The 21645-nt window shown below is 68.8% G+C and carries 18 protein-coding genes; 6 read left to right on the top strand and 12 right to left on the bottom strand.

The annotated features are described in order from the left end of the window. Window positions 1-1029 (bottom strand): aldo/keto reductase, encoded by a 1029-nt coding sequence (locus QHF85_RS39530; protein WP_281332599.1) that lies wholly within the window; start codon window positions 1027-1029, stop codon window positions 1-3. A gap of 184 nt (window positions 1030-1213) precedes the next feature. On the opposite strand from QHF85_RS39530, the gene QHF85_RS39525 reads away from it, so the two are divergent. Next, window positions 1214-3637: an SBBP repeat-containing protein gene (locus tag QHF85_RS39525; RefSeq protein WP_281332598.1), complete on the top strand. Its 2424-nt coding sequence runs from the start codon at window positions 1214-1216 to the stop codon at window positions 3635-3637. 6 nt (window positions 3638-3643) lie between these two features. Here QHF85_RS39525 and QHF85_RS39520 read toward each other — a convergent pair whose 3' ends face one another. The 6 genes from QHF85_RS39520 to QHF85_RS39495 all read right to left on the bottom strand — a co-directional run bounded on the left by QHF85_RS39520 (window position 3644) and on the right by QHF85_RS39495 (window position 10492). Continuing rightward, window positions 3644-5317, bottom strand: a complete 1674-nt coding sequence (locus QHF85_RS39520; protein ID WP_281332597.1) for an FAD-dependent oxidoreductase — start codon at window positions 5315-5317, stop codon at window positions 3644-3646. Between the two features lie 28 nt (window positions 5318-5345). Then, window positions 5346-6560 carry an aminotransferase class V-fold PLP-dependent enzyme gene (locus QHF85_RS39515; RefSeq protein ID WP_281332596.1) on the bottom strand — a complete coding sequence of 405 codons (1215 nt, stop codon included), beginning with the start codon at window positions 6558-6560 and terminating at the stop codon, window positions 5346-5348. 13 nt (window positions 6561-6573) lie between these two features. Next, a complete protein-coding gene (locus QHF85_RS39510) occupies window positions 6574-7071 on the bottom strand; it encodes a hypothetical protein (protein ID WP_281332595.1) in 498 nt (165 codons plus the stop codon). A 52-nt stretch (window positions 7072-7123) separates the two neighbouring features. Beyond that, window positions 7124-8551 carry a reverse transcriptase family protein gene (locus QHF85_RS39505; protein WP_281332594.1) on the bottom strand — a complete coding sequence of 476 codons (1428 nt, stop codon included), beginning with the start codon at window positions 8549-8551 and terminating at the stop codon, window positions 7124-7126. Window positions 8552-8617: 66 nt separating this feature from the next. Next, window positions 8618-9736 carry an Rpn family recombination-promoting nuclease/putative transposase gene (locus QHF85_RS39500; protein WP_281332593.1) on the bottom strand — a complete coding sequence of 373 codons (1119 nt, stop codon included), beginning with the start codon at window positions 9734-9736 and terminating at the stop codon, window positions 8618-8620. A 117-nt stretch (window positions 9737-9853) separates the two neighbouring features. After that, on the bottom strand, window positions 9854-10492 hold the full coding sequence (locus QHF85_RS39495) for a hypothetical protein (protein ID WP_281332592.1): 639 nt from the start codon (window positions 10490-10492) through the stop codon (window positions 9854-9856). Between the two features lie 84 nt (window positions 10493-10576). Here QHF85_RS39495 and QHF85_RS39490 point away from each other — a divergent pair, with 84 nt between their 5' ends. Together QHF85_RS39490 and QHF85_RS39485 are read left to right on the top strand one after the other, a co-directional pair. After that, a complete protein-coding gene (locus QHF85_RS39490; RefSeq protein WP_281332591.1) occupies window positions 10577-10798 on the top strand; it encodes a hypothetical protein in 222 nt (73 codons plus the stop codon). Window positions 10799-11149: 351 nt separating this feature from the next. Beyond that, a complete protein-coding gene (locus tag QHF85_RS39485) occupies window positions 11150-11989 on the top strand; it encodes a hypothetical protein (protein WP_281332590.1) in 840 nt (279 codons plus the stop codon). Window positions 11990-12400: 411 nt separating this feature from the next. Here QHF85_RS39485 and QHF85_RS39480 read toward each other — a convergent pair whose 3' ends face one another. After that, a complete protein-coding gene (locus QHF85_RS39480) occupies window positions 12401-15427 on the bottom strand; it encodes an aldo/keto reductase (protein ID WP_281332589.1) in 3027 nt (1008 codons plus the stop codon). Between the two features lie 118 nt (window positions 15428-15545). On the opposite strand from QHF85_RS39480, the gene QHF85_RS39475 reads away from it, so the two are divergent. Beyond that, window positions 15546-16292 carry a hypothetical protein gene (locus QHF85_RS39475; protein ID WP_281332588.1) on the top strand — a complete coding sequence of 249 codons (747 nt, stop codon included), beginning with the start codon at window positions 15546-15548 and terminating at the stop codon, window positions 16290-16292. A gap of 40 nt (window positions 16293-16332) precedes the next feature. Here QHF85_RS39475 and QHF85_RS39470 read toward each other — a convergent pair whose 3' ends face one another. Then, entirely contained in the window at window positions 16333-16908 is a 576-nt protein-coding gene (locus QHF85_RS39470) for a Uma2 family endonuclease (protein ID WP_281332587.1), read from the bottom strand. Between the two features lie 357 nt (window positions 16909-17265). On the opposite strand from QHF85_RS39470, the gene QHF85_RS39465 reads away from it, so the two are divergent. Both QHF85_RS39465 and QHF85_RS39460 read left to right on the top strand, forming a co-directional pair. Then, window positions 17266-17913 carry a hypothetical protein gene (locus tag QHF85_RS39465; protein ID WP_281332586.1) on the top strand — a complete coding sequence of 216 codons (648 nt, stop codon included), beginning with the start codon at window positions 17266-17268 and terminating at the stop codon, window positions 17911-17913. Further along, window positions 17910-18485: a hypothetical protein gene (locus QHF85_RS39460; RefSeq protein WP_281332585.1), complete on the top strand. Its 576-nt coding sequence runs from the start codon at window positions 17910-17912 to the stop codon at window positions 18483-18485. The genes QHF85_RS39465 and QHF85_RS39460 overlap by 4 nt, the downstream gene beginning before the upstream one ends. A gap of 9 nt (window positions 18486-18494) precedes the next feature. Here the strand turns inward: QHF85_RS39460 and QHF85_RS39455 are convergent, their stop codons facing one another. The 3 genes from QHF85_RS39455 to QHF85_RS39445 form a co-directional block, all read right to left on the bottom strand. Next, window positions 18495-19784, bottom strand: a complete 1290-nt coding sequence (locus tag QHF85_RS39455) for a di-heme oxidoredictase family protein (protein ID WP_281332584.1) — start codon at window positions 19782-19784, stop codon at window positions 18495-18497. Between the two features lie 21 nt (window positions 19785-19805). Continuing rightward, entirely contained in the window at window positions 19806-20807 is a 1002-nt protein-coding gene (locus QHF85_RS39450; protein WP_281332583.1) for a hypothetical protein, read from the bottom strand. Window positions 20808-21019: 212 nt separating this feature from the next. Continuing rightward, on the bottom strand, window positions 21020-21628 hold the full coding sequence (locus QHF85_RS39445; RefSeq protein WP_281332582.1) for a hypothetical protein: 609 nt from the start codon (window positions 21626-21628) through the stop codon (window positions 21020-21022). Window positions 21629-21645 lie beyond the last annotated feature (17 nt).

The raw sequence follows: 21645 nt of genomic DNA, 5'->3' as shown, positions 1-21645 counted from the left end.
CTACCAGCGGCCCTGCTGCACGCGGCCGATCATCTCGTAGGGGTATCCGGGCTCGAAGGCGCTGGCCTCGTCGAGGCGCTTCATTTCCTCGGCCGAGAGCGCGAGCTCCGCGCCGGCGAGGCATGCGTCGAGCTGTTCGAGATTGCGCGCGCCGAAGATCGCGCTCGTCACCGCGGGCTTGTGGACGAGCCACGCGAGCGAAACGGCGGCCTTCGTCGTATTGCGCTCCTGGGCAATGGCGGTGACCGTGTCGAGGATGCGCCAGTTGCGCGGGCTGTCGAAGCCGGCGAGCTGGTTTTTCCACTTGTCGAGCCGCGCACCGCCGGGCGGAGGCTGGTTTTTTTGATACTTGCCGGTGAGGAACCCGCCCGCGAGCGGCGACCAAGGCAAGATGCCAAGGCCGAATTTCTTGCAGAGCGGCACGTGCTCGCGCTCGAGCTCGCGCGAGACGAGGCTGTATTGCATCTGGAGCGAGACGAACGGGCTCAGGTGCGACGTGCGGCTCGTCCACAGGCTGTCGGTGAGCCGGTACGCCGCGTAATTGCTGGCGCCGATGTAGAGGACCTTTCCTTGCCGCACGAGGTCGTCGAGCGCGCGGAGCGTCTCTTCCTCGGGCGTGTCGTTGTCCTGCATGTGGATCTGGTAAAGGTCGATGCGATCGGTGCGCAGGCGCCGCAGGCTGTCCTCGGCGCAGCGCATGATGCGATAACGCGAGGCGCCCGTGCCGTTCGGGCCGTCGCCCATGCGAAAGCGGAATTTCGTGGCGAGGACCGTGCGCTCGCGGTGCTTGCCCTGCACGAGCCAGTTGCCCACGACGCGCTCGGAGAGGCCGTCCTGCCCGTAGACGTCGGCCGTATCGAGGAAGTTTACGCCGCGGTCGAGGGCACGGTTCATGATCGCGTGGGCCGTGGGCTCGTCGCAGCCCACCTTGTGCATGAACGATTTCTCGTCGGCCTCGCCGAACGTCATGGCGCCGAGGCAAAGGGTGGAGACCTTGACGCCGCTATTTCCGAGGGTGCGGTATTCCATGCGGTCCTCTCGCGTTGATCTGTCTGCGGCCCCGAGTTTAGCCACGCGGACGCCGCTGTCGACCCCGCGGCGAAGATCCTCGACGCGTTCGAAGCCGCGCGGGGCGCGTCGTTCCCGTCCTCCGCTTCGTGAGCGCCTCCCGACCATTGACGCGCGCCCTCGACGCGGGTTACCTGCCCGATTCATGAAACGTCGATTTTCTCGCTCCCGGCTCACCCTCGTCCCGCTCCTCGTCCCCCTCGCGCTCGCCACGGGCTGCGCGTCCGGGGGCAATACGACGTCGAGCTCGAGCAGCGGACAAGGCGGAGACGGCGGCGAGGCAGGCTGGGGCGGGCCCGGAGGATCGGGCGGCACCGCCGGTATGGGCGGCGCCGGCGGCGTCGGGGGAATGGGCAGCACCGGCGGTATGGGCGGCACCGGTGGCACCGGCGGTGTGGGCGGTGTGGGCGGCGCGGGTGGCACAGGCGGCGCGGGTGGAGCCGGCGGCGGGAGCGTGTGTACGCCCGGCGAAATCGATGCGTGTTATTCGGGCCCGCCTGGCACGCAGATCGTGGGCCTGTGCAAGGCCGGGATCAAGACGTGCCTCGGCGACGGGAGTGGATATGGCCCGTGTGTCGGCGAGGTCGTGCCCGTGGCCGAGTCCTGCCAGACCATGGGCGACGACGATTGCGACGGGCTCTCGAACGAGGAGGGCTGCGCCTGCAGCCCCGGCGCGACGGCGCCTTGTTACACGGGGCCGATGGGCACGCTCGACAAGGGCGTGTGCAAGGCGGGGACGCAGGTATGCAATGCCGAGGGCACGGCGTACGGGGCCTGCATGGGGCAGGTTTTGCCGCAGACCGAGACGTGCCTCTCCCCAGCGGACGAGGATTGCGACGGGCTCGTCAACGAGAGCGGCACGGGCTGCGTCTGCGCCCCGGGATCCACCACCTTCTGTTATACCGGACCGGGCGGGACGCTCGGCGTCGGCATCTGCAAGGCGGGTATGCAGACGTGCAATGCCGACGGGACGGCGTACGGGAGCTGCGTCGGGCAAATCGTGCCCCAGACCGAGACGTGCGCGACGCCGGAGGACGACGATTGCGACGGGTTCGTCAACGAGAGCGGCGCGGGCTGCGTCTGCCAGCCGGGATCGACCACGGCTTGTTATACCGGGCCGGGCGGGACGCTCGGCGTCGGCATCTGCAAGGCGGGCACGCAGACGTGCAATGCACAGGGCTCGGCGTATGGGCCTTGCGTCGGCGAAGTGCTGCCTCAGGCCGAGAATTGCATGACCCCCGAGGACGAGAGCTGCACCGGGCTCGTGGGCGACATGTGCGGCGCGACCGGGTGGATCCGGTCGTTCGGCGATACGTTCGATCAGGACATCATCGACGTCGCCACGGACGCGCAGGGCAACGTGATTGCCGTGGGGCAGTTCGTCGGGACGATCGATCTCGGCGGAGGGCCGCTCTCGTCGCCGAACACGGTGCACGACATCCTCGTGGCCAAGTACGACGCGCAGGGCAATCACCTCTGGAGCCATCGATACGGCGCGAATGGCACCGACGGGGCGCGCGGCGTGGCCGTCGACAGCGCGGGAAACATCGTGGTGACGGGGGTCTTCCAGTCGACGGTCGATTTCGGCGGCGGGCCGCACGTGAGCGTGACCGGGACGAGCGACGTGTTCGTGCTGAAGCTCTCGCCCGTGGGCGGGTTCATGTGGAGCCGCGCGTACGGGGCCGCGGGCGGGGACGAGGGCTCGGCGGTGGCCGTGGACGCGACGGGCAACGTGATCGTGGTGGGTCATTATCGCAACACGGTCGATTTCGGCGGCGGCGCGTTTACGGCGGCGGGGCTCGACGATCATTTCGTGCTGAAGCTCGATCCGGCGGGCGCGCACGTCTGGAGCCGGAGCTACGGCGACGCGAACAACCAGGGGATGCGGGGCGTCGCCACGGACGCGAGCGGCGCCGTGTATTTCACAGGCCTCTTGGAGGGCACGGTCAATTTCGGCGGGGGGGACCTCATCAGCTTGGGCACGCAGGACGCGATGCTCGTCAAGCTCACGGCGGCGGGGCAACATCAATGGAGCCGCCGCCTCGGCGGCATCGGCAACCAGATCGGCAATGGCGTGACCGTGGACGGCGCGGGGAACGTGATCGTGACCGGCGCGGCCGCGGGCACCGTCGATTACGGCGGCGGAGACCTGACGAGCGCGGGCAGCAACGACATCTTCGTCGCGAAGTACGCCGGCACGGGCGTGTTCCAGTGGGCCAAGGTTTTCGGGGACACCGGCGATCAGACCGGATTCGCCGTCGCCACGGACGCGCAAAACAACGTCGTGCTGGCGGGCCGGATGACGGGCTCGGTGAACTTCGGCGGCGCCTCGCCGATCGCGAGCCTGGGCGGCAACGACGCATTCGTCGCGAAGCTCGACGCGCTCGGCGCGCACGTGTGGAGCCGCCGCGGCGGGGACAATCTCGAACAGCAGTGCCGCGCCGTGGCCGTGGACGGCTCGGGCAGCGTCATCGTCGGGGGGCGATTCCAGGGCACGCTGGACCTCGGAACCGGCTTCGTGTCGAGCGCCGGCGCCAATGACGGGTTCGTGGCGAAGCTCTTGCCCTGAGCGCGATCAGATCATGACGCCGAGGTGGGCCGCCACCTCGCCGACCGCCGTATAAGCGGCTCCGACGGCATTCTCGAACGCGGGGAGGCCGTCGGAGTCGTGGCAGGCGAAGCTGATCTTGCCGAGCGGCATCTTCGCCGAGAGGCGCGCCGGGCCGAAAACGAAGCCTTTTTCGGCCACGAGCATGGCGTGCCCCCAGCGATAGAGGTCGACGCCGGTGACGGTCTCGCGCACGCCGGGCACGGCCTTTTCCAGGTCCGCGAGGATGCGCTCCTCGTATTCCTCGAACGGCTTCGTTTGCAGATCGAGGCGGGCCGTGGGCCCGAAGAGCGGGCAATAACAGGAGAGCACGTTCGGCCGATCGAGCGGGGCCGCCGCGGGATCGGCGTGGCTCGTCCAGTCGGCGACGATGAAGTCCGTGAAAATGAAATCGCCGTGGACCCAGTTGTCGAAGCCGAGATTCGGCGGCGTCTTGTTCACGTACACGGCGGCGACGATGTAGGGCGTGTATCGATAGTCCTTGGCCTCGTCGCGCCCGGCAGCGCCGAGCTCGGGCACGACGTGCTTGGCGATGTACCGATTCGCCGCATAAATGGCGGTCTTCGCGCGGATCGTGGTGATCACGCCGTCGATCATGTAGGAGACGTGGACCTCGTCGCCCTCGTTCTTCACGCGGAGGACGAATGCGCCGGCCTTGATGCGATCGGCGCCAATCTTTTCCGCGAGCATGAGCGCGAGGTACGCATTGCCGCCGGGCTGGGAGAGGACGGGGGAAAACTCAGCGCCGAGGAAGCCAATCGCCGCCCACGCGGACACCTTGTCGTGCGTCGTGCCGAGCGCGGAGCGGACGTACGGGTCGAAGAATTCGCTGACCTCGGGGGCCCAGCCCTTCGAGGCGACGTATTCGGAGAGCGTGACGTTGTCGAGGTCGCGGACGTCGGGATCCGTGGTGGAGTTGTCGGTCGGCGTGTCGAAGCCGAGCTTCTGGTCCTGGCCCTCGTAGTTGTACCAGTCGATCATGTCCTGGCGGAAGGCCTTGAGGTCGTCGATGACGTTCGGCGAATAAGGCAGGGCATCCATGCCCGCCTCCCAGCCGTCCTCGTACCATTTGCCGTCGAACCAATCGCCGTTCGCCGGGCCCTTGACGATGTATTTCTCGTCGACGATGGGGGCCCCGTCCATGTCGTAGCCCGTGATGATGCCGAGATCCTCGTACGTCTCGTAGAGGTTGTCGTTGTAGGGAAACACGGTGTACGCGGCGGCCTGGCCGTGCGTGCGGTCCGGATCGCCGCCCTTCTTGGCGACACCGCCGACGGGGTCCTCTTTTTCGAGGAGCAGGATGTTCGTGACCCCGCTGTTCTGCAATTTGCGCGCGGCGACGAGACCGCTGATGCCGCCGCCGATGATCACGCAGTCGTAAGGCTCACCCGAGGCGGCGGGCAATTCGAAGGCCTTGCCGTCGCGGACCTGGTGGCAGATCGTGAAGACGTCGCCTTTGTACTGCGGTCCCGGCGCCGGCGGGGTGCCCGTGCCCCCTTCGTCGCTGCATCCCGTGCCCAGGCCGCCGAGCAGCATCCCGGAGGCGCCGACGAGCAGGCCATTGAGAAAATCGCGGCGGCGGATGCCAGGAGTGAGCGTCTTGACGGGATTCTGGTTCGGGGAATCACTCTTGAATTTCATGGGCACCTCCAAGGAAGCCAGGAGGCGATCAAGATACCCCTTCGGCCCGGAGCGCGTCTACGAGGCGCGCGTAATCTTCGGGGTCGTTGTAGATTTGCGCGGAGATCCGGAGGACCCTGCCCCGTGGAGGCGGAAATGGGATGACGGGGACCTCGATGCCATGGCGCGAAAAAAGCGCCTCTTGCAAGGGATCGAGGAAAAGCGGGGGCGCAGGCGGATCCCCCGCGGCCTCCGGGAGCCAGACGGTGGCAAGTGCGCCGACCATGGACGCAGGCGCGGGCGGCGGCGCGCCGAGGGCCTCGCACAAGCGCTCCCGCGCGGCGAGGGCCGTCCGCCGATTGTGCTCGGCGAGCGCAGGCGCGCCGCCCGGCAGGAGGGACGCGAGGAAACGAATCGCCTCGGGCAGGACGAGGTACGGCGTGGGATCATGCGTGCCGGTCCAGTCGAATTCGAGCCGGAAGCGAGACCTGTCCGTGCGGGGGCTGTTCGCGCCGTGGCTGATCGAGAGCGGACGAACGCCGGGCTGTTTGTCGGGGCGCACGTGCAGGAACGCGGCGCCCTTCGGCGCGCACATCCATTTGTGGCAATTGCCGGTGTAATAGGCGGCGCCGAGCGCGCGGAGGTCGAGCGGGACCATGCCGGGGGCGTGCGCGCCGTCGACGAGGGTATCGACGCCCCGGTGGGCGAGCTCGGCGACGATGCGCTCCACGGGGAAGACGAGGCCGGTCTGGCTCGTGACGTGGTCGACGAGCGCGAGGCGGGTGCGCGGTCCGACGCAATCGAGGACGGCCCGGACGACGTCGTCGGGAGAATCGAGGGGGAAAGGGACGGACGCGACGACGACGCGGGCGCCGGCGCGTGCGGCCGCGTCGTCGAGGGCATTGCGGCAGGCGTTGTATTCGTGGTTCGTCGTGACGAGCTCGTCGCCGGGGCGAAGATCGAGCGAGCGGAGGACGGTATTGACGCCGGCCGTCGCATTGGGGACGAACGCGAGATCCGCGGCGCCTGCGCCGACGAACGCCGCGAGCGCTTCGAGGGCCGCGTCGGCGAGCGCTTCGAGCTCGCGGACGAAGAATCGAACGGGCTCGCGCTCCATCTGCACGCGCAATCGATCCTGCGCCTCGCGAACCCGGAGCGGACAGGCGCCGAAGGAGCCGTGGTTGAGGAAGGTGATCGCGGGGTCGAGATCCCAGAGCGGCCGGACGCGGGCGGCGTGGGAGGGAGGGAATTCGTGGATGGACATCGGGGACGGCGTTTCAGCGAGAGAACGCGAACATGAACCCACCGAGGATGAGGAGCAGGTACAGGCCGAGGAGTACGACGGTCACGACCCCGACGAACGCCCAGAACTCGCGCTGGCGCTCGATCGCGGTCGCGATGAAATCGAGGCGCCCGTCGCTCGCGATCACCTGCTTGATGCTGTCGCGGTATCGGAAGAGGCGTATGCCGGTGACGACGTAGAGGATCGCGAGCGTGATGTACGCGATGAAGGCGCCGACCCAATACGCGGGGTTATAATCCGGCCCCATTTTCGTCATGTAGAGGCCGAAGACTACGAGCCCGACGGCGCCGAGGAAGCACAGCGTGCCGAACAGGGTGATCCAGGGCCGCGTCCTCTGGAGCGAGAAGACGATCGCGTCGATCGAGGGATCGTGGGGCGCGTCGTCTTCAACCGCCTTCTTTTTCTTGATCCGCTTCGTGGTGTTCGTTTCTTTGGGCGCTTCGTACGGATTCAGGTCGTCCACGTTCGACACGATCTCCCCTTCCCCTCGTGCGAGCCACGCGAGCGCGGCGTCCCGTCACGAATCATGATTTCGTCAGGATCTCCTCGACCTCGCGTTGCCATTTCGCGCCGAGGTCGGGGTGAATCATGCGCACGTAGGCCGCGTATCCGCGCAGCCACGCCGCGAAGTCGCTTTTGCCGCGGGCCTGGGAGGCGATGCCGTGCTCGCGGCAGTTGTGCAGGATGGCCTTGAACCGCCTCCGGTCCTCGCGCGGGATGGATGGCTTCTGGTCGACGACGAGGCCCGTCACGCGCTGGCGATTGCCCTTGCGCATGATGCGGCGCTTCTTCACGTTCTCGGCGAAGCCCTCCTGCTGGAGGATCGCATTGACCCACCAGAGGAACCGCCCGAGGCGCGCGGGCGGGTCGCGAAACGAGAACGTGAGGTCGTCGGCGTACCGGGTATACGTCGCGCCCGCCTTCTTGGCGAGCGCGTCGAGGCGCGCGTCGAGGCGGCGGCAGACGAGGTTCGCGAGGGCCGGCGAGGTGGGCGCGCCCTGCGGCAATGCGCCCGGCCAAACCACGGTGCCGTCCGCCAGCTTGGTGCGGTGGGTCGTGAGGCCGGCGAGCGCGGCGGCGACCTCCTCGTCATAATGGCGCCGGAAGAAGCCGACGACGCGGCGGTAATGGACCGTCGGGAAGAAGTCCTCGATGTCGACGCGCACGACGACGGCGGCGCCGACGTGGGGGCTCGCATTCGTGAGCGTGGAGCGCTCCTCGATGAAGCCGTGGGCCGCGGGGTGGGTGGGGATCTTGGCGAGGATCTCGCGCAGAATCGCGCGCTGGACGCCCTTCAAGCGGACGCGCGGGGCGGAGATCTTGCGGAGGCCGCCGGTGCGCTTGGGGATCTCGAACTCGACGTAACCGCTGCCCTTGCCGGTGCCGGGGCGCATGAGGGCGGGCAGCTCGCCGGGCTTGACGCCGACGAGCTTGGCCACGCCGGCGCGGCTGCTCAGCTTGGGGACATCGACCTTTGGCGGCGTCTTCGTGGGGGCCGCGCCGCGGCGGAAGACGTACCGCGCGCCATAGAGCCCGAACGTCCAGCCCGTGGGATTCCAGCCGCCGGGCGCGGTGGGGCTCGCGAACCGCGAGGGCGTGGCGCGCCGATCGGGCGGCGCGACGTCGGCGATTCCGAGCGTCTTGACCGCGGCGCGCGCGGCGCCCGCGACGCCATTGTCGGCGTCCTTGACCATGCGGCGGAGGTGCTGCGCTGCGTTTCCCCGGGCGAAGAGGAGCGGGACAATCCGGACGCCGCGCAGCCGCTCGCGCGGATCCTCGCTGCGCAGCAGTCGCCCCACGGGCTCGACGAAGGCGCGACCCGCGTAAAACCGCGCGACCTCGTACTCCGCGAGGCCCTGGTGTCGCTCGAGCAGCTCGGCGACGCGATCGAGGTTCGCGTCGGGATCGGCAAGCAAGGGCTTGAGCTCGAGGAGGAGGCCGACAAGGCTCATGGCGGCGCATCCTACCAGGGATGAGGGGAGATTTTTAAGGGGGAACGGAGGCGCCGTGTGAGGGACTCAGCGACCGCGGGTGCGGCGTTGCGGGGACTTGCGTGTGGGGCTCTTTCGAGGGGGCTTGGTCGACTCGGCGGTTTCCAAGGCCTTCACGATCCAGGCAAACGGATCCTCGGGTTCTTTTTCCTTGTGCCCGCGCCGCTGGGTGGCCTCGCCGAGGACCTCGGCGAGCGTGGACGCGGTGAGGATTCGTTCCGCGATCCCATCAAGCTCCTCGAACGTGGCCGCGTCGAGGGCTTCCTGGGCGGAAGCGGGGAGCTCGCCGAAGCGGAGCTTCAGCTGGCGCGCCAGAAGCTCGCGTTTCCCGGGCTCCTTCGCTCGTTCCTCCTGCCACCGCTTGTACTGCTCGATCCGCTCGCCTGCGTAGAAGATCCGGTCGAACGCGCTGTCGCCCACCACCTTCTTCACCGCCATGACTACCTCGACCTCGTCTCGCTTGCCGACGCTTCGAAGATACTCCATCACCGCCTTGATTGCAGTCTCCCCGTCCGGCGCGCGCATCACCTGCCGCAGCGCCTCCGCCCACCGGCCGAGCCCTGCGAAGAGCTCCTCCGGGTCGCGCGCGTGACGGAAGAGGTACAGGACCAACCGACCGAGCATCGTCATCGCCCGGCGCGACAGCTCGGCGTCGTCCACGTGGCTGATGTCGTCCAGCACGAACTCGAACCGCGGCACGTGTTCGAGCACGGAGAGGCCCGCCGCGTCGACATCGACGAGCTCCTCGAACCGCCGTGCCGCGCGCCACCCGGTCTTGCTGTGGTGCAAGACGACCGGGACGATGACCGGCACCTTCTTTGCCCGCGGGTGTTCGTCCCGGTACGAGCGCCAGATCCGCACCATGTACTCGAGCAGCCGCAGAGGCAGCCACGTGTCCACGTAGCTCTGGTGCTCCCAGAGCACGTAGATCAGCGCGTCGCGGCCTGAAAGCTTGGCCGAAAAGAGCAAATCACTCCGGTGCCCGTCGAGCTCCGGGTCCACGAAATGCCCCGGGGAGAGCGCGAGCGTCGAGAAGTCGATCGCCTGGACGAGCGCCGCCGGGAGCATCGTGCGGAGCGCAGGGCCCGCGTGCTCCGGATTCGAGAAGACGTACTGGAAGAGCGCGTCGTGCGGGTTGTCGGTCATGCGCCGACAAACGAACGTACCCGGAAAAACCCCGCCGTCCAGCCAATCTTGGCTACCCGTTTTTTTGGGACACTTCTGGTGAGTGCGCTTGCGACCGACGTTTCGCTGTGTGGAGCGTCAGCGCAGCGCCAATCGCTCGCGGCCCTTGTCGAGGACGTTGCCCAGCAGGTCGGCGAGCTCGCGTAGGTCTTCGGGCGAGTGCTCGGCAATCCACTGTGTCAGCCGCACCGAATGCTCGGTCTTCTGGTACGAGACACGTGTCTGCGAGAGGTCGGTAAACAGTCGCTCGAGGAGTCTGGCGCCGTGAATTGAGTCCTTCCAGCGGTCTGCGTCGAAGGATGCGGCAGGGAAATACTTGTACCGCTTCACCTCGGCAGTTCCCTCGCGCCAGGCATCGAGCTGCCCTCGGATCCACGCGTCCACCTCGGCTTCCGTCACGGGTTCCTCGCGGAAGCCGGGGATCCCGTTGATCACCTCGGCGATCGCGCGAGGGTTGAGCAGGTAGTTTTCGTAGAGGCGCCGCGGCGTGAAGGTGACCACGCCATTGCTCTGCGCTCGGATGTCGGACATCTGCTTTTCGGTGCGCTCTTCCTTGTCGAACACAAAGCCGACGGCGGGCGGCAGGAGGCCCTTGGCTTTGCTGAGGCGCTCGTAAATCTCGAAGACCGTCTTCGCGTGGCGTCCTTCGAGATCCCCGGTGCTGTTCACGGCGATGATGGCCGTGCCGAGGAGCGGCTTGCGCGCGACCTTCTCCAAAAGGATCGGAAAACAGATCTCCTCTGTGGGTCTCCAATAAGTCTGGTACCGTCCCGAGGAAGATCAATATCAAGCGTAGGTCGGATGAACTGGGGCAGCTCTTGCTCCTCCACCCTCATACTCACGCGCAGGACCGAGCCTCCCGCGGGCCCCATTCCCACCTGCGGCACGGTCGCCATGCTGCGGTGGGGCTTGTCCGCGATGTTCAAGGAGAGCGCTTCGAGCAGCGCCGTCTTCCCCGCGTTGTTCTGCCCCGTGATGATGTTGATCCCGGTGGTCAGCTTCAGCTCGGCGGACTCGCGGTAGCTCTTGTAGTTCGTAATCTGAATACTTGCGATGTGCACCGCTGCCTCCCGGGCTGGCCGTCTGTGCGCGTACCAGAGGGTCCAGGACGCCGCAAGACACCTCCAGGACACCCCGCTCCCCCTCCAGGACACCAACCCCCGCCTCCAGGACACCGACCCCACCCTCCAGGACAGCAGGACGCTCCCTCCCCTGTCCTGCCCGAGCGCAAAATTCCTGCTCGACCCATTGCAGCCAGGCACGTGATGGTTATCCCCAGCGTTCACCCATTTCGGAGGCGGGATCATCCTCCTCCGTCGACCGGGGCGCTGCCGGCCGCGTTCGGCGCGTCTGCGTCCCAGGGAGCTCTACATCATGTCAAAGTCGAGCACCGATTTCGTGCGGTGGTCCGAGGTCGTTCGTTCCATGAACGTCGACGCCGACGCTTTGCCCCCGTCGCCCGTGCCCTTGCACGTGCTCTTCGGGGAGGCCGTGGACGTCGCGAGGTTCTTCGAGAAGTATTACAAGACGCAGGTCAGCGAGGGTGGCGCGGTCGTCCGCCGCGGGCTCGATTCCGTGGCAGGCCGCGGGAAGGGGAAAGGGGCGCGGAAGATCGGGCCGAAGACGGGCAAGGAGATTCTGTCGATCCAGCGGGCCACGCAGGAAGCGCAGACACGGTATCTCTTGACGGTCGATACGACGAAACCCGACGAGGATCCGATCGAGCGGGGCCGATTCCTGCTCGGCGAGATCAAGGCCGCGCTCGCGTACCATTTCGACGATGGGGTGACCGACGCCGCCGACGCGCAGCTCGCGCGGGTCGGCGCGGCGCACGAGGCGGATCCGCGCTCCGCGGACGCGATCGCGGCGGCGCTCGCAGATCATGCAGCGCTCGCGGCTACGTACGAAAAAGAGCTCGATGGGCTCGGGGGTTTCTCGGCAGCCTCCATCGGCGAGGCGAAGAAGGTGGCGGCGGCGCTGCGAGAAAAGCCCGGGCGCGCGGCCGCGAGCGAGGTGACGAGGGACGCGCTCTTGCTGCGGAATCGGCTCGTCGCGCTGCTGCTCGAACGAATCGCGATCGTGCGAGCTGCGGCGCGGTTTGTGTTCCGCGATCGACCGGAGATCGTGCGAGAGGTGACGAGCGAGTACGCGCGCAAGCGGCGCGCGGAGGCGCGGCGAACCCAGGAGAGCCCCGCGGAGACGGCGGTCGGCTGACCTCGACGAGGAAAGAGAAGGCTCCCGGAGACCTCGCCACTTGCACGGCAGAGGCGTGCACAAGACCTACAGCTGTAAGCTGTATCGCCCCGCAGGGCGGTCTCGTGACGCATCATTCTTCATGGGGTACAGGTCGCAGCCGCGACGTGACATCGCGGGGTGATAGCTGGCTGCTCGTGTCCCCGGGAGCCATCCCCATCGGAGCATATTTCCCCGACCCAGGGAAGCCCCGAAGAAACGCAACTCACGGGAGGCGCCGCCACCTGCTCGGCAGAGGCGTACGGGGACGAAAAGCCCTGCGGGGCGGTCCCCGTGACGCTTCATTCTCCATGGGGAGTCGTTCGCAGCCGCGACGTGACATCGCGGGGTGATAGCTGGCTGCTCGCGCCTCCCGTGAGCCCGGCGATGTCATCACATCTTCGGCTCGGGTGGAAGAGCATCGTCGGGGCGCGTCGTGTCTTCTTCGAGCAGCGCCCGCAGCCGGTCGCGCGGGCCGCCCGGGGCGCGGCGGACCAGGGCGTCGAAGCGCCGCGTCTCGGCACGGACACGCTCGCCGTGGGCACGAAGCAAAGGGAGCGCGTCCTCGGGCAGCGTCGGGCGCGCGAGGACCGTGAGGTTTTCGACGAGCTCGCGGTGGCTGCGCGGCGCCGTGAGCGTGGCGCACACGCCGGACTGCGTGAGCGAATAACGGTAGCAATCGGGGGCGCTCGGGGGTTTGGTCTCGTCGCCGGACGCAGGCCGTAAAAGGCGGCCGTACGAGGTCGCCGTGAACGTGAGCACGCCCGTGCCGCGGGCGAGGGCCTCGGGCAAAAGCTGGCTCTCGGCGCCGGGGTGGGCCGCGCTGTGGCGGGTCATCACGACGGGCCAGGGGTGCTTCTGGAGCGCCGAGACCGCAATGGCTCGGTCGTGCGTGGAGAAGCCAAACGCCCGCAGCTTGCCTTCTTCGCGCAGACGCGCGAGGGCGCCGTAATCCTCGTCGGCGAGGCGATCCGGGGAGCGGACCCAGAAAAGCAGGAAGACGTCGATCCAGTCGACGCGCAAGCGCGCAAGCGTGCGCTCGACATCGGCGCGGAGGGCCTCGGGGCCAGAATGGTAGGTGCCTGCGACGACGACGAGCCCCTCCCGCCCCGCCCGGCGCGACCGCAGGAACCGCGTGAGCTCGTGATATCGCGGCTCCCAGAAGAACGCATTGACCCCCGCCTCGCGGGCATCGGCAAAGCTCGACGCGACGAGGCCGTGGGCACCGGAGACCACGAGCGGCGACACGAAGAGCCCCGTCGTCCCGAGGGGCCGGAGGGTGACGCCTTCGGGCCGCGCGGGCGCCGGCGGGCGCCTTCGAGGCGGCTCCGCGGCGGCCGGGGGCGAGGCCGGGCGGTGCTCGGCGAGGGACGGCTGCTTGGAGAACGCCTCGTCCGGCAGCACGAGCGTCAGGGCCTCGAGGTGCGCCTTCACGAGCGCCCCTTCCGCGCCGGGCATGAGGGCCGCCACGAGCCGCGCGAGGGCCCGATCGTCGCCGTCGCGCAAGAGCCACGTATAGGCCGACGTGCGCACGGCCTCGTCCGGCTCGGGCTTCGACGGATCCAGCAGCGCGAGGAGCCGGTCTTCCAGGCCGGCGACGCCTTCGAGGGCGCTCGCGGCGGCCGCGCGGACCATCGGCGTGCGGTCCTGGGAGAGGCGGAGCAAGGCGCGGAGCGCTTCCGGGTCGACCGCGTCGTCCTCGGGCGCGAGCAGATCGGCGGCGCGGGCGCGGAGGAACGGGTCGGGGGCGAGGGCGGAAGCAAGGGCGCAGGCGCGGACGTCCTCGGCCGCAAGGATGTCCCGAGAGCGAAACACGAGGGTCACTGCCTGGCGCCGGATCCACGGGTCGGCGTCGCTGACGGCGGCGGCGAGCGCGGCGACCGCGTCGAGCACGGCGGCGCGAATCCACGGGTCCTCGTCGGCGAGGGCGCTGGCGCATTCGGCGGGCGGGAGCTCCCCTGAAGCAGCGCGGGCGGCGAGGGCGACCGCGCGAATCGCGGGGTCCGCATCGGCCATGGCGCGGGCGAGCAGCCCATCGTCGCCGAGGAGGGCCGCCGCTTCGGCGACGGCGCGGCGTTCCCGCGCGGAGACGGCGCGCGGGGCGGACGCAACGAGGGCCTCGGCCCACGCCGCCAGAATCCGCGGGGCTCCGGGGCGCCGCTCCCAGCCGGCGAGCGCTGCCGCGCGGACCTCCTCGTCCGGATCGTCGAGCGCGCCGAGCACGATCGGCAGCGAGCGCTGCTCGCGGAGCAATCCCGTCACCGCGGCCGCGCGCACGGCCGGCGCGCCGCCTTTCGCCAGCTCGCGCACCCGCCCGACGTCCTCCGCATTCCCTCGCACCGCGAGCACCTCCGCGGCCCAGGCGAGCGCGCCGGGGGACGGCGGATCCGCCGCGAGGACGCGCCGCGCGAGCGGGAGATCCTCTGCGCTCCCCAGCCGATCGAGCACCGCGCGCACCTCGGCGGCGGCGTGGGGCACGCGGGGCTCGTCGAGCCATCGCAGGGCGAGCAGGAGCGCATCGGGATCGTTCCGCTCGCGCAGCCGACGCCGGGCGAGGGCGCGCAGGGCCGCGTGGGGGTCGCCGAGCCACGCGACGAGAGCGGCGGCGGGCACGACCGACGGATCGGCTTTCTCGAGCCGCGCCGTGACGACGGCGGGATCCTCGTCGGCGAGGCCTTCGGAGAGGAACACGGGCGGCGAAGCCGTCGCGGCGGGCGTATCGACCACGCCGGCCCAGGCGGCGCGGAGGTAATGCGCCGCGGAGGACACGGTCCCGGCCTCATCCTTCGCGGCGGCCTGGGCGACTTCGTCCCGCACCTCGGAATCGTCCTCGCCGAGCACGACGAGCGCTTGCACGGCGGCGTGGCGCACGCGCCAGAATGGATCCGCGAGGGATTCGACGAGCAGCGGCAGCGCCTCCTTCCCGCCGGCCGCGGCGACGGCGCGCACGGCCGACCTGCGCACCCACCACACGGGCTCCTTTCGAATGGCGCGGGCCGCGTGGGGCAACACGTCGCGCGATTCGAGAGCGCCCAGTGGGCGCTCTGCGAGATCGCGCAGCGAGATCGCCTCGGGGGGTGAATCGTCTGGGCTTTGCCCAGACGAGAGGGGGACGCGAGCCGTCCCCCTTGGGACGAGCCGCGCGAGCGCGCGATAGGCGCGGTCCCGCACCGAGGGCATCGGGTCTTCCAGCGCCTCGACGAAGGCGTGCGCGAAGCGTCGACTGCGCAGCTCGCCGAGCTTCTGGGCGGCCGCCGCGCGGACGTCGGCGTCCTCGTCGCCGAGCAAGGCCTGGCGCAGGGCGAAACGGGCGGGCAGCGGCCGGGGGTCGAGCGATTCGACGGCGTCGCGCCGGACCTCGGCGTCCTCGTCGAGGAGGCGAACGAGCGCGGGGAGGTTCGAGGGGGAGGAGCGGTCCACGGGATCGCCTGCGAGCGGGACGGCAAAGTCCTTCGAATGTCAAGCGGCGCGGCGCGATTCTCGGCTTGCTCCGCTCGTCCGCTCCCGATTACCCTCGCGGCCGCTGGAGGGAGTGCTCATGTCGAAGGTCGGCGAACAGGTGCAGAATCAGATCCGGGTCAGCGACAAGGTCGTCGCTTCGGCGCGCGCGCACGGGGCGGCGGTCGCGGAGATCCTCGCGGCGCGGTCGCAGGCGACGAAACAAGCGTACGCGTCGATCTTCGAGTCGCTGGCGGACGGCCTCGCGCGGGCCGCCTCGGAGCTCGGCAAAGCGGAGGAGGACCTCGCCGCCGAGCGCGCGGACGACGGCCCGGTGCGGGCTTCGCGCGACGCGGCGGCGACGGCGCTCGCGACCTTGCTCGGCCTTTTGCGCCGGACGATCGAGGACCACATGGGGGCGGCGGCGCTCGCGACGTACGGCCTCTCCACCGAATCGCCGCGCGTGCCGGCGAAGCTGCTCCAGTACACGAAGACGGTGGCGCGCCTGCTCGGCGAGCACCCGGTGGTCGTGGTCTCACCGCTCGGCTCGACGTTCAACGCGTCGGTGGCGCAGCAATCGGTGATCAAGCAATGCAACCAGCTCGAAGCGGCCGTCGGGGACGACCACCGCGAGGCGCGCGAGCTCGAGACGGCGCTCGCGGCGCGGGACCGCGCGGCAGCGGCGTGGTCGGATGTGTATCAGGGGACGGCGTCGACGCTGGAGGGGCTGTACCGGCTGGCCGGATATCGGGATCTGGCGGAGAAGGTGCGTCCGACGCAGCGGAAGATCCGCGGGGAGGACGAGGGGGCGGAGATTGAAGGGGCGGAGCCGGCGCCGGAGGGGTGAGGTCAGGCGTCTGCGGGGAGCCAGAGGGAGCGCGCCGAAGTCAGTTGTCTTTCGGCGTCCAAAGAGCGGAGAGCGACAGCTCGACCGACTCGAACGGCTCGATCCGCGCGCGGTCGTCGTCCACCCACGAGCCAAACTGGAACCAGCCCCCGTTCTGCAGGCGATGTGCCGTGAGCAGGCGGGCGTCGGGGTCGATGAGCCACAACCACGAGACGCCGTGCCTCGCGTAAAACCACTTTTTGGTGTGCTCGTCGTAGCGACGCGTGCTGGGCGAGAGGATCTCGCAGACCCAGTCGGGGACGACCGTAATGGGCCCATCCTCCGGCGTTTCCAGCATCCTCTCGCGGCGCCAGCCTGCGATGTCCGGAGAGACCTCCGGCGAGTCGGGCAGCTCGATGCCGGGCTCGACGACGATCCACCAGCCGCCAGGACCGGTCCAGCCGCTGTCGAAGGGGCTGCTGATGTTCCCACCGAGGATCGTGGCGGTTCGCATGTGCCGAAACCGCGGACGCGGCTGCGTATACAGCACCCCATCCAGGATCTCCCCCTTCACGTTCGGCGGGAGCGCCAGGAGGTCCTCGTACGTCGCACGTTTCCGCGCAGCGTCAGCAGCCATGCCCTGAGGTTGCCCGAGCCCGCGCCACGCCGCAAGCCGCCAAAGACGCTGGGAATCGCCTTCGCGGCCGCCGCGAGGACGACTTTCCCATGGGAAACGCCTTCGCGGCCATCGCAGACCCGTTTTTCCGACGACGGACGCCTTCGCGCTCGCCGCGGACCCGTTTTTCCGACGACGGTCGTCTTCGCGCGCGCCGCGGACCCGTCCGGCAGGTGACGGGCGCCTTCGCGGTCACCGCGAACACGTTTCCCACCGGGAAATCGGGCGCGCGGGCTCCGCGAAGGCGTTTCCCACGGCCGAGGCGCGTACGCGGGATGGGCCCTGACCTCCCACGCCGGTTCTGGTAGAGTCGCGCCCATGCCGGACGTCCTCGCCATCGTCAGCAAGGCCGTGTTCGAGAAGGAAGCGGGCGGGCGCAAGCCCGGCAAGGTGTGGCCCATCGACACCTACCACAGCCAGAGCAAGGCCCTCGCCCCGCTCGCCAGCGGCGGACGGCTGTTCCTCGTGACCGTACGGCCGCCGGCCGACACACTTTGGCTCGTCGCCGTGCTCGAGAACCCGCAGAACAACGGCAAGGGCTGGCGCAGCGGGCGAAACCGGGTGCCGATCCACGACATCAGCTCGCTCGTGCCCCGCATCCAGTTCGCCAACGGAAAAGGCATCACCGCGTCCCCCGGGACGCTCGGGATGTCGCTCCAGACGCCGCGTTTGCTCGACGCGCCCTCGGCCGCGCTGCTGTTCGGCGCGGCCTGGAGCTCGGGCGTGGCGCCGGCGGTGAACGTGACGAAACACGATCCAGCCGGGCCCCTGCCATGCCTGTGCAAGGAGTGCTTCCCGCAAAGCACCGAGCGGGCCGAGACGGGCGGAATGGCGTTCCTCCGGTCGAACACGGAGGCGCTCGGCCGCGTGCTCCATTTCTGGATGCCCGAAGAGCTGAAGAAAGAAGCAGACGCCGTGGGCCGCTCGGTCCGCGCAGCGCTCGCCTCCCGCCTCGCGGTGCGATGATCCGACTCGAAGTCCTCGGCCCCCACACCCTGCTTCTCTCGACGCTCTGCGCGAAATGCCCGCAGGGCCCGGCAGGCTGTTGCAAAGCACCCCCCGAGATGGATTGGTCGGACGTGGGGCGCGTCGTCGCCGGCGGCGGTCGGGATTTTTTACTTGCGCGGATTGCCAAGAAGGACCTGATTCCGACGGAGGATGGGCTCGTGCTCCGGCGGGTGAAGCGGCGCGAGGCCCCGACGGAGCCGATGGAGCGCAAATGCGTGTTCCACGGGGCAGGCGGATGCACGATCGCGCCGCCCTTGCGGCCCGCGACCTGCAATTACTTTCTCTGCGAGGATACGTTCATCGAAGGGGGCGAGCGGAAAGGCGAGCGGAGCGCGGTCCTGGCAAGGCAGGCGCACGGCGCGCTGCGGGCAACGTACGAGCGGTGGGACGCGGAGCTGTCGGCGCGCGTGGCGGCGGGGTTTCCGGAGGGGCCGGCGTGGGACGCGGCGTTCCTCGATTGGCTCGGGGAGGCGTTCGTGGAGCTCGAGGCGGCGTCGCCCCTCGCCCGCGCGGGTGAGGGGCTCGGGTGAGGGCGGCGGTCAGAGGCTGTTGAGGAAGGCGTCGACGCGCTCCTGCTTGTGCATGGGCAGCGCGAAGTAGCGGTCGCGGGAGGCCGCGCCCTCGCCGCCGTGCGCGGCGATCGCCTCGTCGATGGTGATGGCCGAGCCATTGTGGAGCATGCGGCCCTTGAAGCGAAGGCCCCAGAGCGGGGTCGTGCGCCAGAAGCGGCCGGAGGCCTTGCCCATGCGGCGGTGATCGTCGAGGTCGGGGCCCATGTCGTGAATGAGGAAATCACTCCAGGGCTCAAGCTTCTTGTTGCTGAGCGCCGCGACGCGGTGCGCCTTCCCGTCGGGCCAGGGGACGTAATAGTCCTTGATGGTGCGGTGCTTCTCGACGTGGCAATCGGCGCAGCCGATCTGGTCGAAGAGGGCCTCGCCCTGGGCGATGGCGCCATTTTTGGGCAAGCGCTCGGGCGCGTCGAGGAAGGCCTGGAAGTAGAAGAGCAGGAGCGTGTCCTGGCTCTGGACGTCGTTCGGCTGGGCGTCGGCGACGAGGCACGCATTCGGGAGTGGGACCTTGCCGTCCGGAGTTTTTTCGCGCGGGGCGAAGGGCGACGAGACGCCGAGCTCGGTGTTGAAAGGCTCGGCCGTGAACTGGAAGAGCGTCGCGTTTTGCGCCTTCCAGCCAAAGCGGCCCACGCGGGGCGGGCCGATCGGGACCTTGCGGTCGGGCTGCGTCGTGAACTCGTTGATGGGCGCGATGCCCTCCATCTCGACGCCGTAATGGGCGATGCCCGCGACGGAGTCGTCTTTCCAGTGCTGCCGGCCCGCGAGCTTGCGGAGGTCGTTATCGCCGATGGCGTCGATGAGGCCAAAGCCGAAGACGGGCGGGGTGTGGCGGGGGCTCGTGATGAGCCCGGGCAGGCCGACGGGGAGCGTGTCCGGCGGCATGGAGCAGGTGCCCGCCTCGGCCTCGCCCGCGATCGAGAGGGGGTCGAGCACGGGGCCGCCGAACTCGTGCGCCTGGTAGAAGCGGCCGTGTGTCTCGATGCCGAAATGAAGGACGAGGTGGGCCGTGTCGATCTCGCTGCCGCCGGTGACGGGGGCGTTGTGGCAGGTGTTGCAGGCCTTGGCATTGAGGAGGGGGCCGACGCCCTCGTCGACGGTGAACTCGTGCTCGTAGAGGGCCTTGCCCTGGAAGAAGAGGGCTTTTTCGGAGGGCGTGAGGCCAGGGACGGGGTCGCCGATGGCGGCGTCCGCGGCGCCAGGGGCGAGGGCCGCGAGCGTGATGACGGAGAGGAGCGTGGAGAGCTTGAATGACGTTTTCATGGTCGCACCTCCGTGGGTCGCTCAGGGGCAAGTGTCGTAGTAGCCGGGCGGGTAATACGGATTGACGCGCGTGCCGCAGGGCGTGGTGCGCGACTCGAAGACGCCGGTGCCGAGGCTCATCGTGTAGGCGTGGCCGTCGAACTCGAGGCCCGGATAGAGGGTGGACCAGGCGACCATGATGTTGTCGCGGGCCGCGAGGTACGCGGGCTTCGGGTCGGGTTCGAGGCTGACGGCGACGATGATGCCGTAGCCGCTGTTGATCGAGTCGATGTAATCGTCGAAGGTGAGCGCCTCGGAGGGCGGGAGGCCGCCGTTCGTGTAATAGGAGACGTAGTCGTCCGGGCGGCAGAGCTTCTTCGGGACGAGGGCCTGGAGGACACCCGCCGAGCCGATGTCGTCGAGCATGTTGTCGTAGGGGTACTCGAATTTGACGTACGCCTTGCCATTCGGCTGGCCCTCGAAGATCGAGGTCTCGATCATCTGGACGACGGGCAGCTCGATCGGGATGGCGCCCGGCGGCGGGCCGCCGTTTCGCGCGACGTCGAACTCGTTGCCGATGAGGTTCTGCTCGCTGTCGTAATAGAAGACGCTCGAGCGGTTGAAGACGCGGCCAGCGAGCCAGATCTGCCACTTGCCGTCATGGACCGAGGTCGGCCACTGGTTCCATTGCGTGGATGGGTCGGTCGGACGGGAGTAATCCATCCGGTAAGGCAGACCCTTGAAGACGGCCTCGACGGTGACCTTGTTCTTCTTCTTGGAGTACGTGAAACGCATGACGACGGAGCCGCCGTTACAAATGCTCGGCTCCTCGATCATGACCTCCCCGGGGACGACCACGCCGAGCTGCAGCGGGAATTCGAGGATGCCCTCGTCGGGCGTGGCGTGAACGTACCGCTGCTCGATCGTGGAAAAGCCCGTCGGAGGACGGGGCACGATCGGCGGATTGGGTACGGCGGCCGACGCGAATGCGGGGGCAAGAAGGGCGAACAGGGCACACGTAGACCACGTGAAGAGCCTCTTCATCGCGAACCTCCAGAGCCCAAGGAAAAAATATCCCGGGATAGTAACCATGATACTGAGGCCGCTTCAGAAGGAAATGGAAAAGAGCGGATTGGATTGCAAAGGTGAAAGGATGGCCAGCGTGCCAAACGTCGGTGCGCCGGCCGTCAGAAAAATGTCGAAAAGTGGACGGGGGTGAGGGGCGGGACGAGGCGGGGAGACGTCCCGGGGCGGGGCTACCGGTCGCGGCAGAGAATGAAGTAATGATCGAGGGCCTTTTCGCCCTTGTACGCCGCGCCGATCGAGACGTGCGTCGAGACCTTGCGCATGTAGTCGCGCGTCCCGTTGTAGACGAACGTCTGAAGGCCCTTGGAGTTCGGGATGACCTTGGGCCAGCCCGCCGCGACGGCGCCGTCCGGGACCTGGAAGTAGTCGATCACGACGCCGCCGCGTCCCTCCCACTCCGGGCGGCCCGCCGTCGGGACGGCCACGAAAAAGCCCGGGCCGACCGTGCCGAGGAACGGCGACTCGTTGTACCCGAAGAGCCGCGCCGAGCCGTCCTCGGGCCGGCAAAACCGTTTCTGGAAGAGCTTGAGGCCCGACGGCAAGGGGAGCGTGTTGCGGCCGTCGTGGTGGACCGGCGAGAGCTTCGCCATGTCCGCCGGGACGAAGTGGTCGAGCGTGATGGGGGACGCCTTCTCGGCCCTCTGGTAGAGCTTGCGTTGCTCGTCCCGCGAGAGGGTCCGGGTCTCCTTGAGCCTGTCTTCGGCGGAGAGCCCGTCGAGGTAGCTGGCGATGGCGTCGATGGTGGCGCTGGAATCTTGGATGAGCTCTCGAAAGCGCACGTGGCCTCCTCAGTTGC

Source organism: Polyangium sp. 6x1 (assembly GCF_029946515.1).
Lineage (GTDB): Bacteria > Myxococcota_A > Polyangia > Polyangiales > Polyangiaceae > Polyangium.
The sequence above is the reverse complement of the archived record's forward strand: the minus strand, read 5'-3'. Positions and strand labels throughout refer to the sequence as shown.

Coding starts and splice junctions, on each gene's coding strand:
- QHF85_RS39530 (WP_281332599.1), bottom strand. CDS start 1,029: ATGGAATACCGCACCCTCGGAAATAGCGGCGTCAAGGTCTCCACCCTT.
- QHF85_RS39525 (WP_281332598.1), top strand. CDS start 1,214: ATGAAACGTCGATTTTCTCGCTCCCGGCTCACCCTCGTCCCGCTCCTC.
- QHF85_RS39520 (WP_281332597.1), bottom strand. CDS start 5,317: ATGAAATTCAAGAGTGATTCCCCGAACCAGAATCCCGTCAAGACGCTC.
- QHF85_RS39515 (WP_281332596.1), bottom strand. CDS start 6,560: ATGTCCATCCACGAATTCCCTCCCTCCCACGCCGCCCGCGTCCGGCCG.
- QHF85_RS39505 (WP_281332594.1), bottom strand. CDS start 8,551: ATGAGCCTTGTCGGCCTCCTCCTCGAGCTCAAGCCCTTGCTTGCCGAT.
- QHF85_RS39500 (WP_281332593.1), bottom strand. CDS start 9,736: ATGACCGACAACCCGCACGACGCGCTCTTCCAGTACGTCTTCTCGAAT.
- QHF85_RS39490 (WP_281332591.1), top strand. CDS start 10,577: ATGAACTGGGGCAGCTCTTGCTCCTCCACCCTCATACTCACGCGCAGG.
- QHF85_RS39485 (WP_281332590.1), top strand. CDS start 11,150: ATGTCAAAGTCGAGCACCGATTTCGTGCGGTGGTCCGAGGTCGTTCGT.
- QHF85_RS39475 (WP_281332588.1), top strand. CDS start 15,546: ATGTCGAAGGTCGGCGAACAGGTGCAGAATCAGATCCGGGTCAGCGAC.
- QHF85_RS39470 (WP_281332587.1), bottom strand. CDS start 16,908: ATGGCTGCTGACGCTGCGCGGAAACGTGCGACGTACGAGGACCTCCTG.
- QHF85_RS39465 (WP_281332586.1), top strand. CDS start 17,266: ATGCCGGACGTCCTCGCCATCGTCAGCAAGGCCGTGTTCGAGAAGGAA.
- QHF85_RS39460 (WP_281332585.1), top strand. CDS start 17,910: ATGATCCGACTCGAAGTCCTCGGCCCCCACACCCTGCTTCTCTCGACG.
- QHF85_RS39455 (WP_281332584.1), bottom strand. CDS start 19,784: ATGAAAACGTCATTCAAGCTCTCCACGCTCCTCTCCGTCATCACGCTC.
- QHF85_RS39450 (WP_281332583.1), bottom strand. CDS start 20,807: ATGAAGAGGCTCTTCACGTGGTCTACGTGTGCCCTGTTCGCCCTTCTT.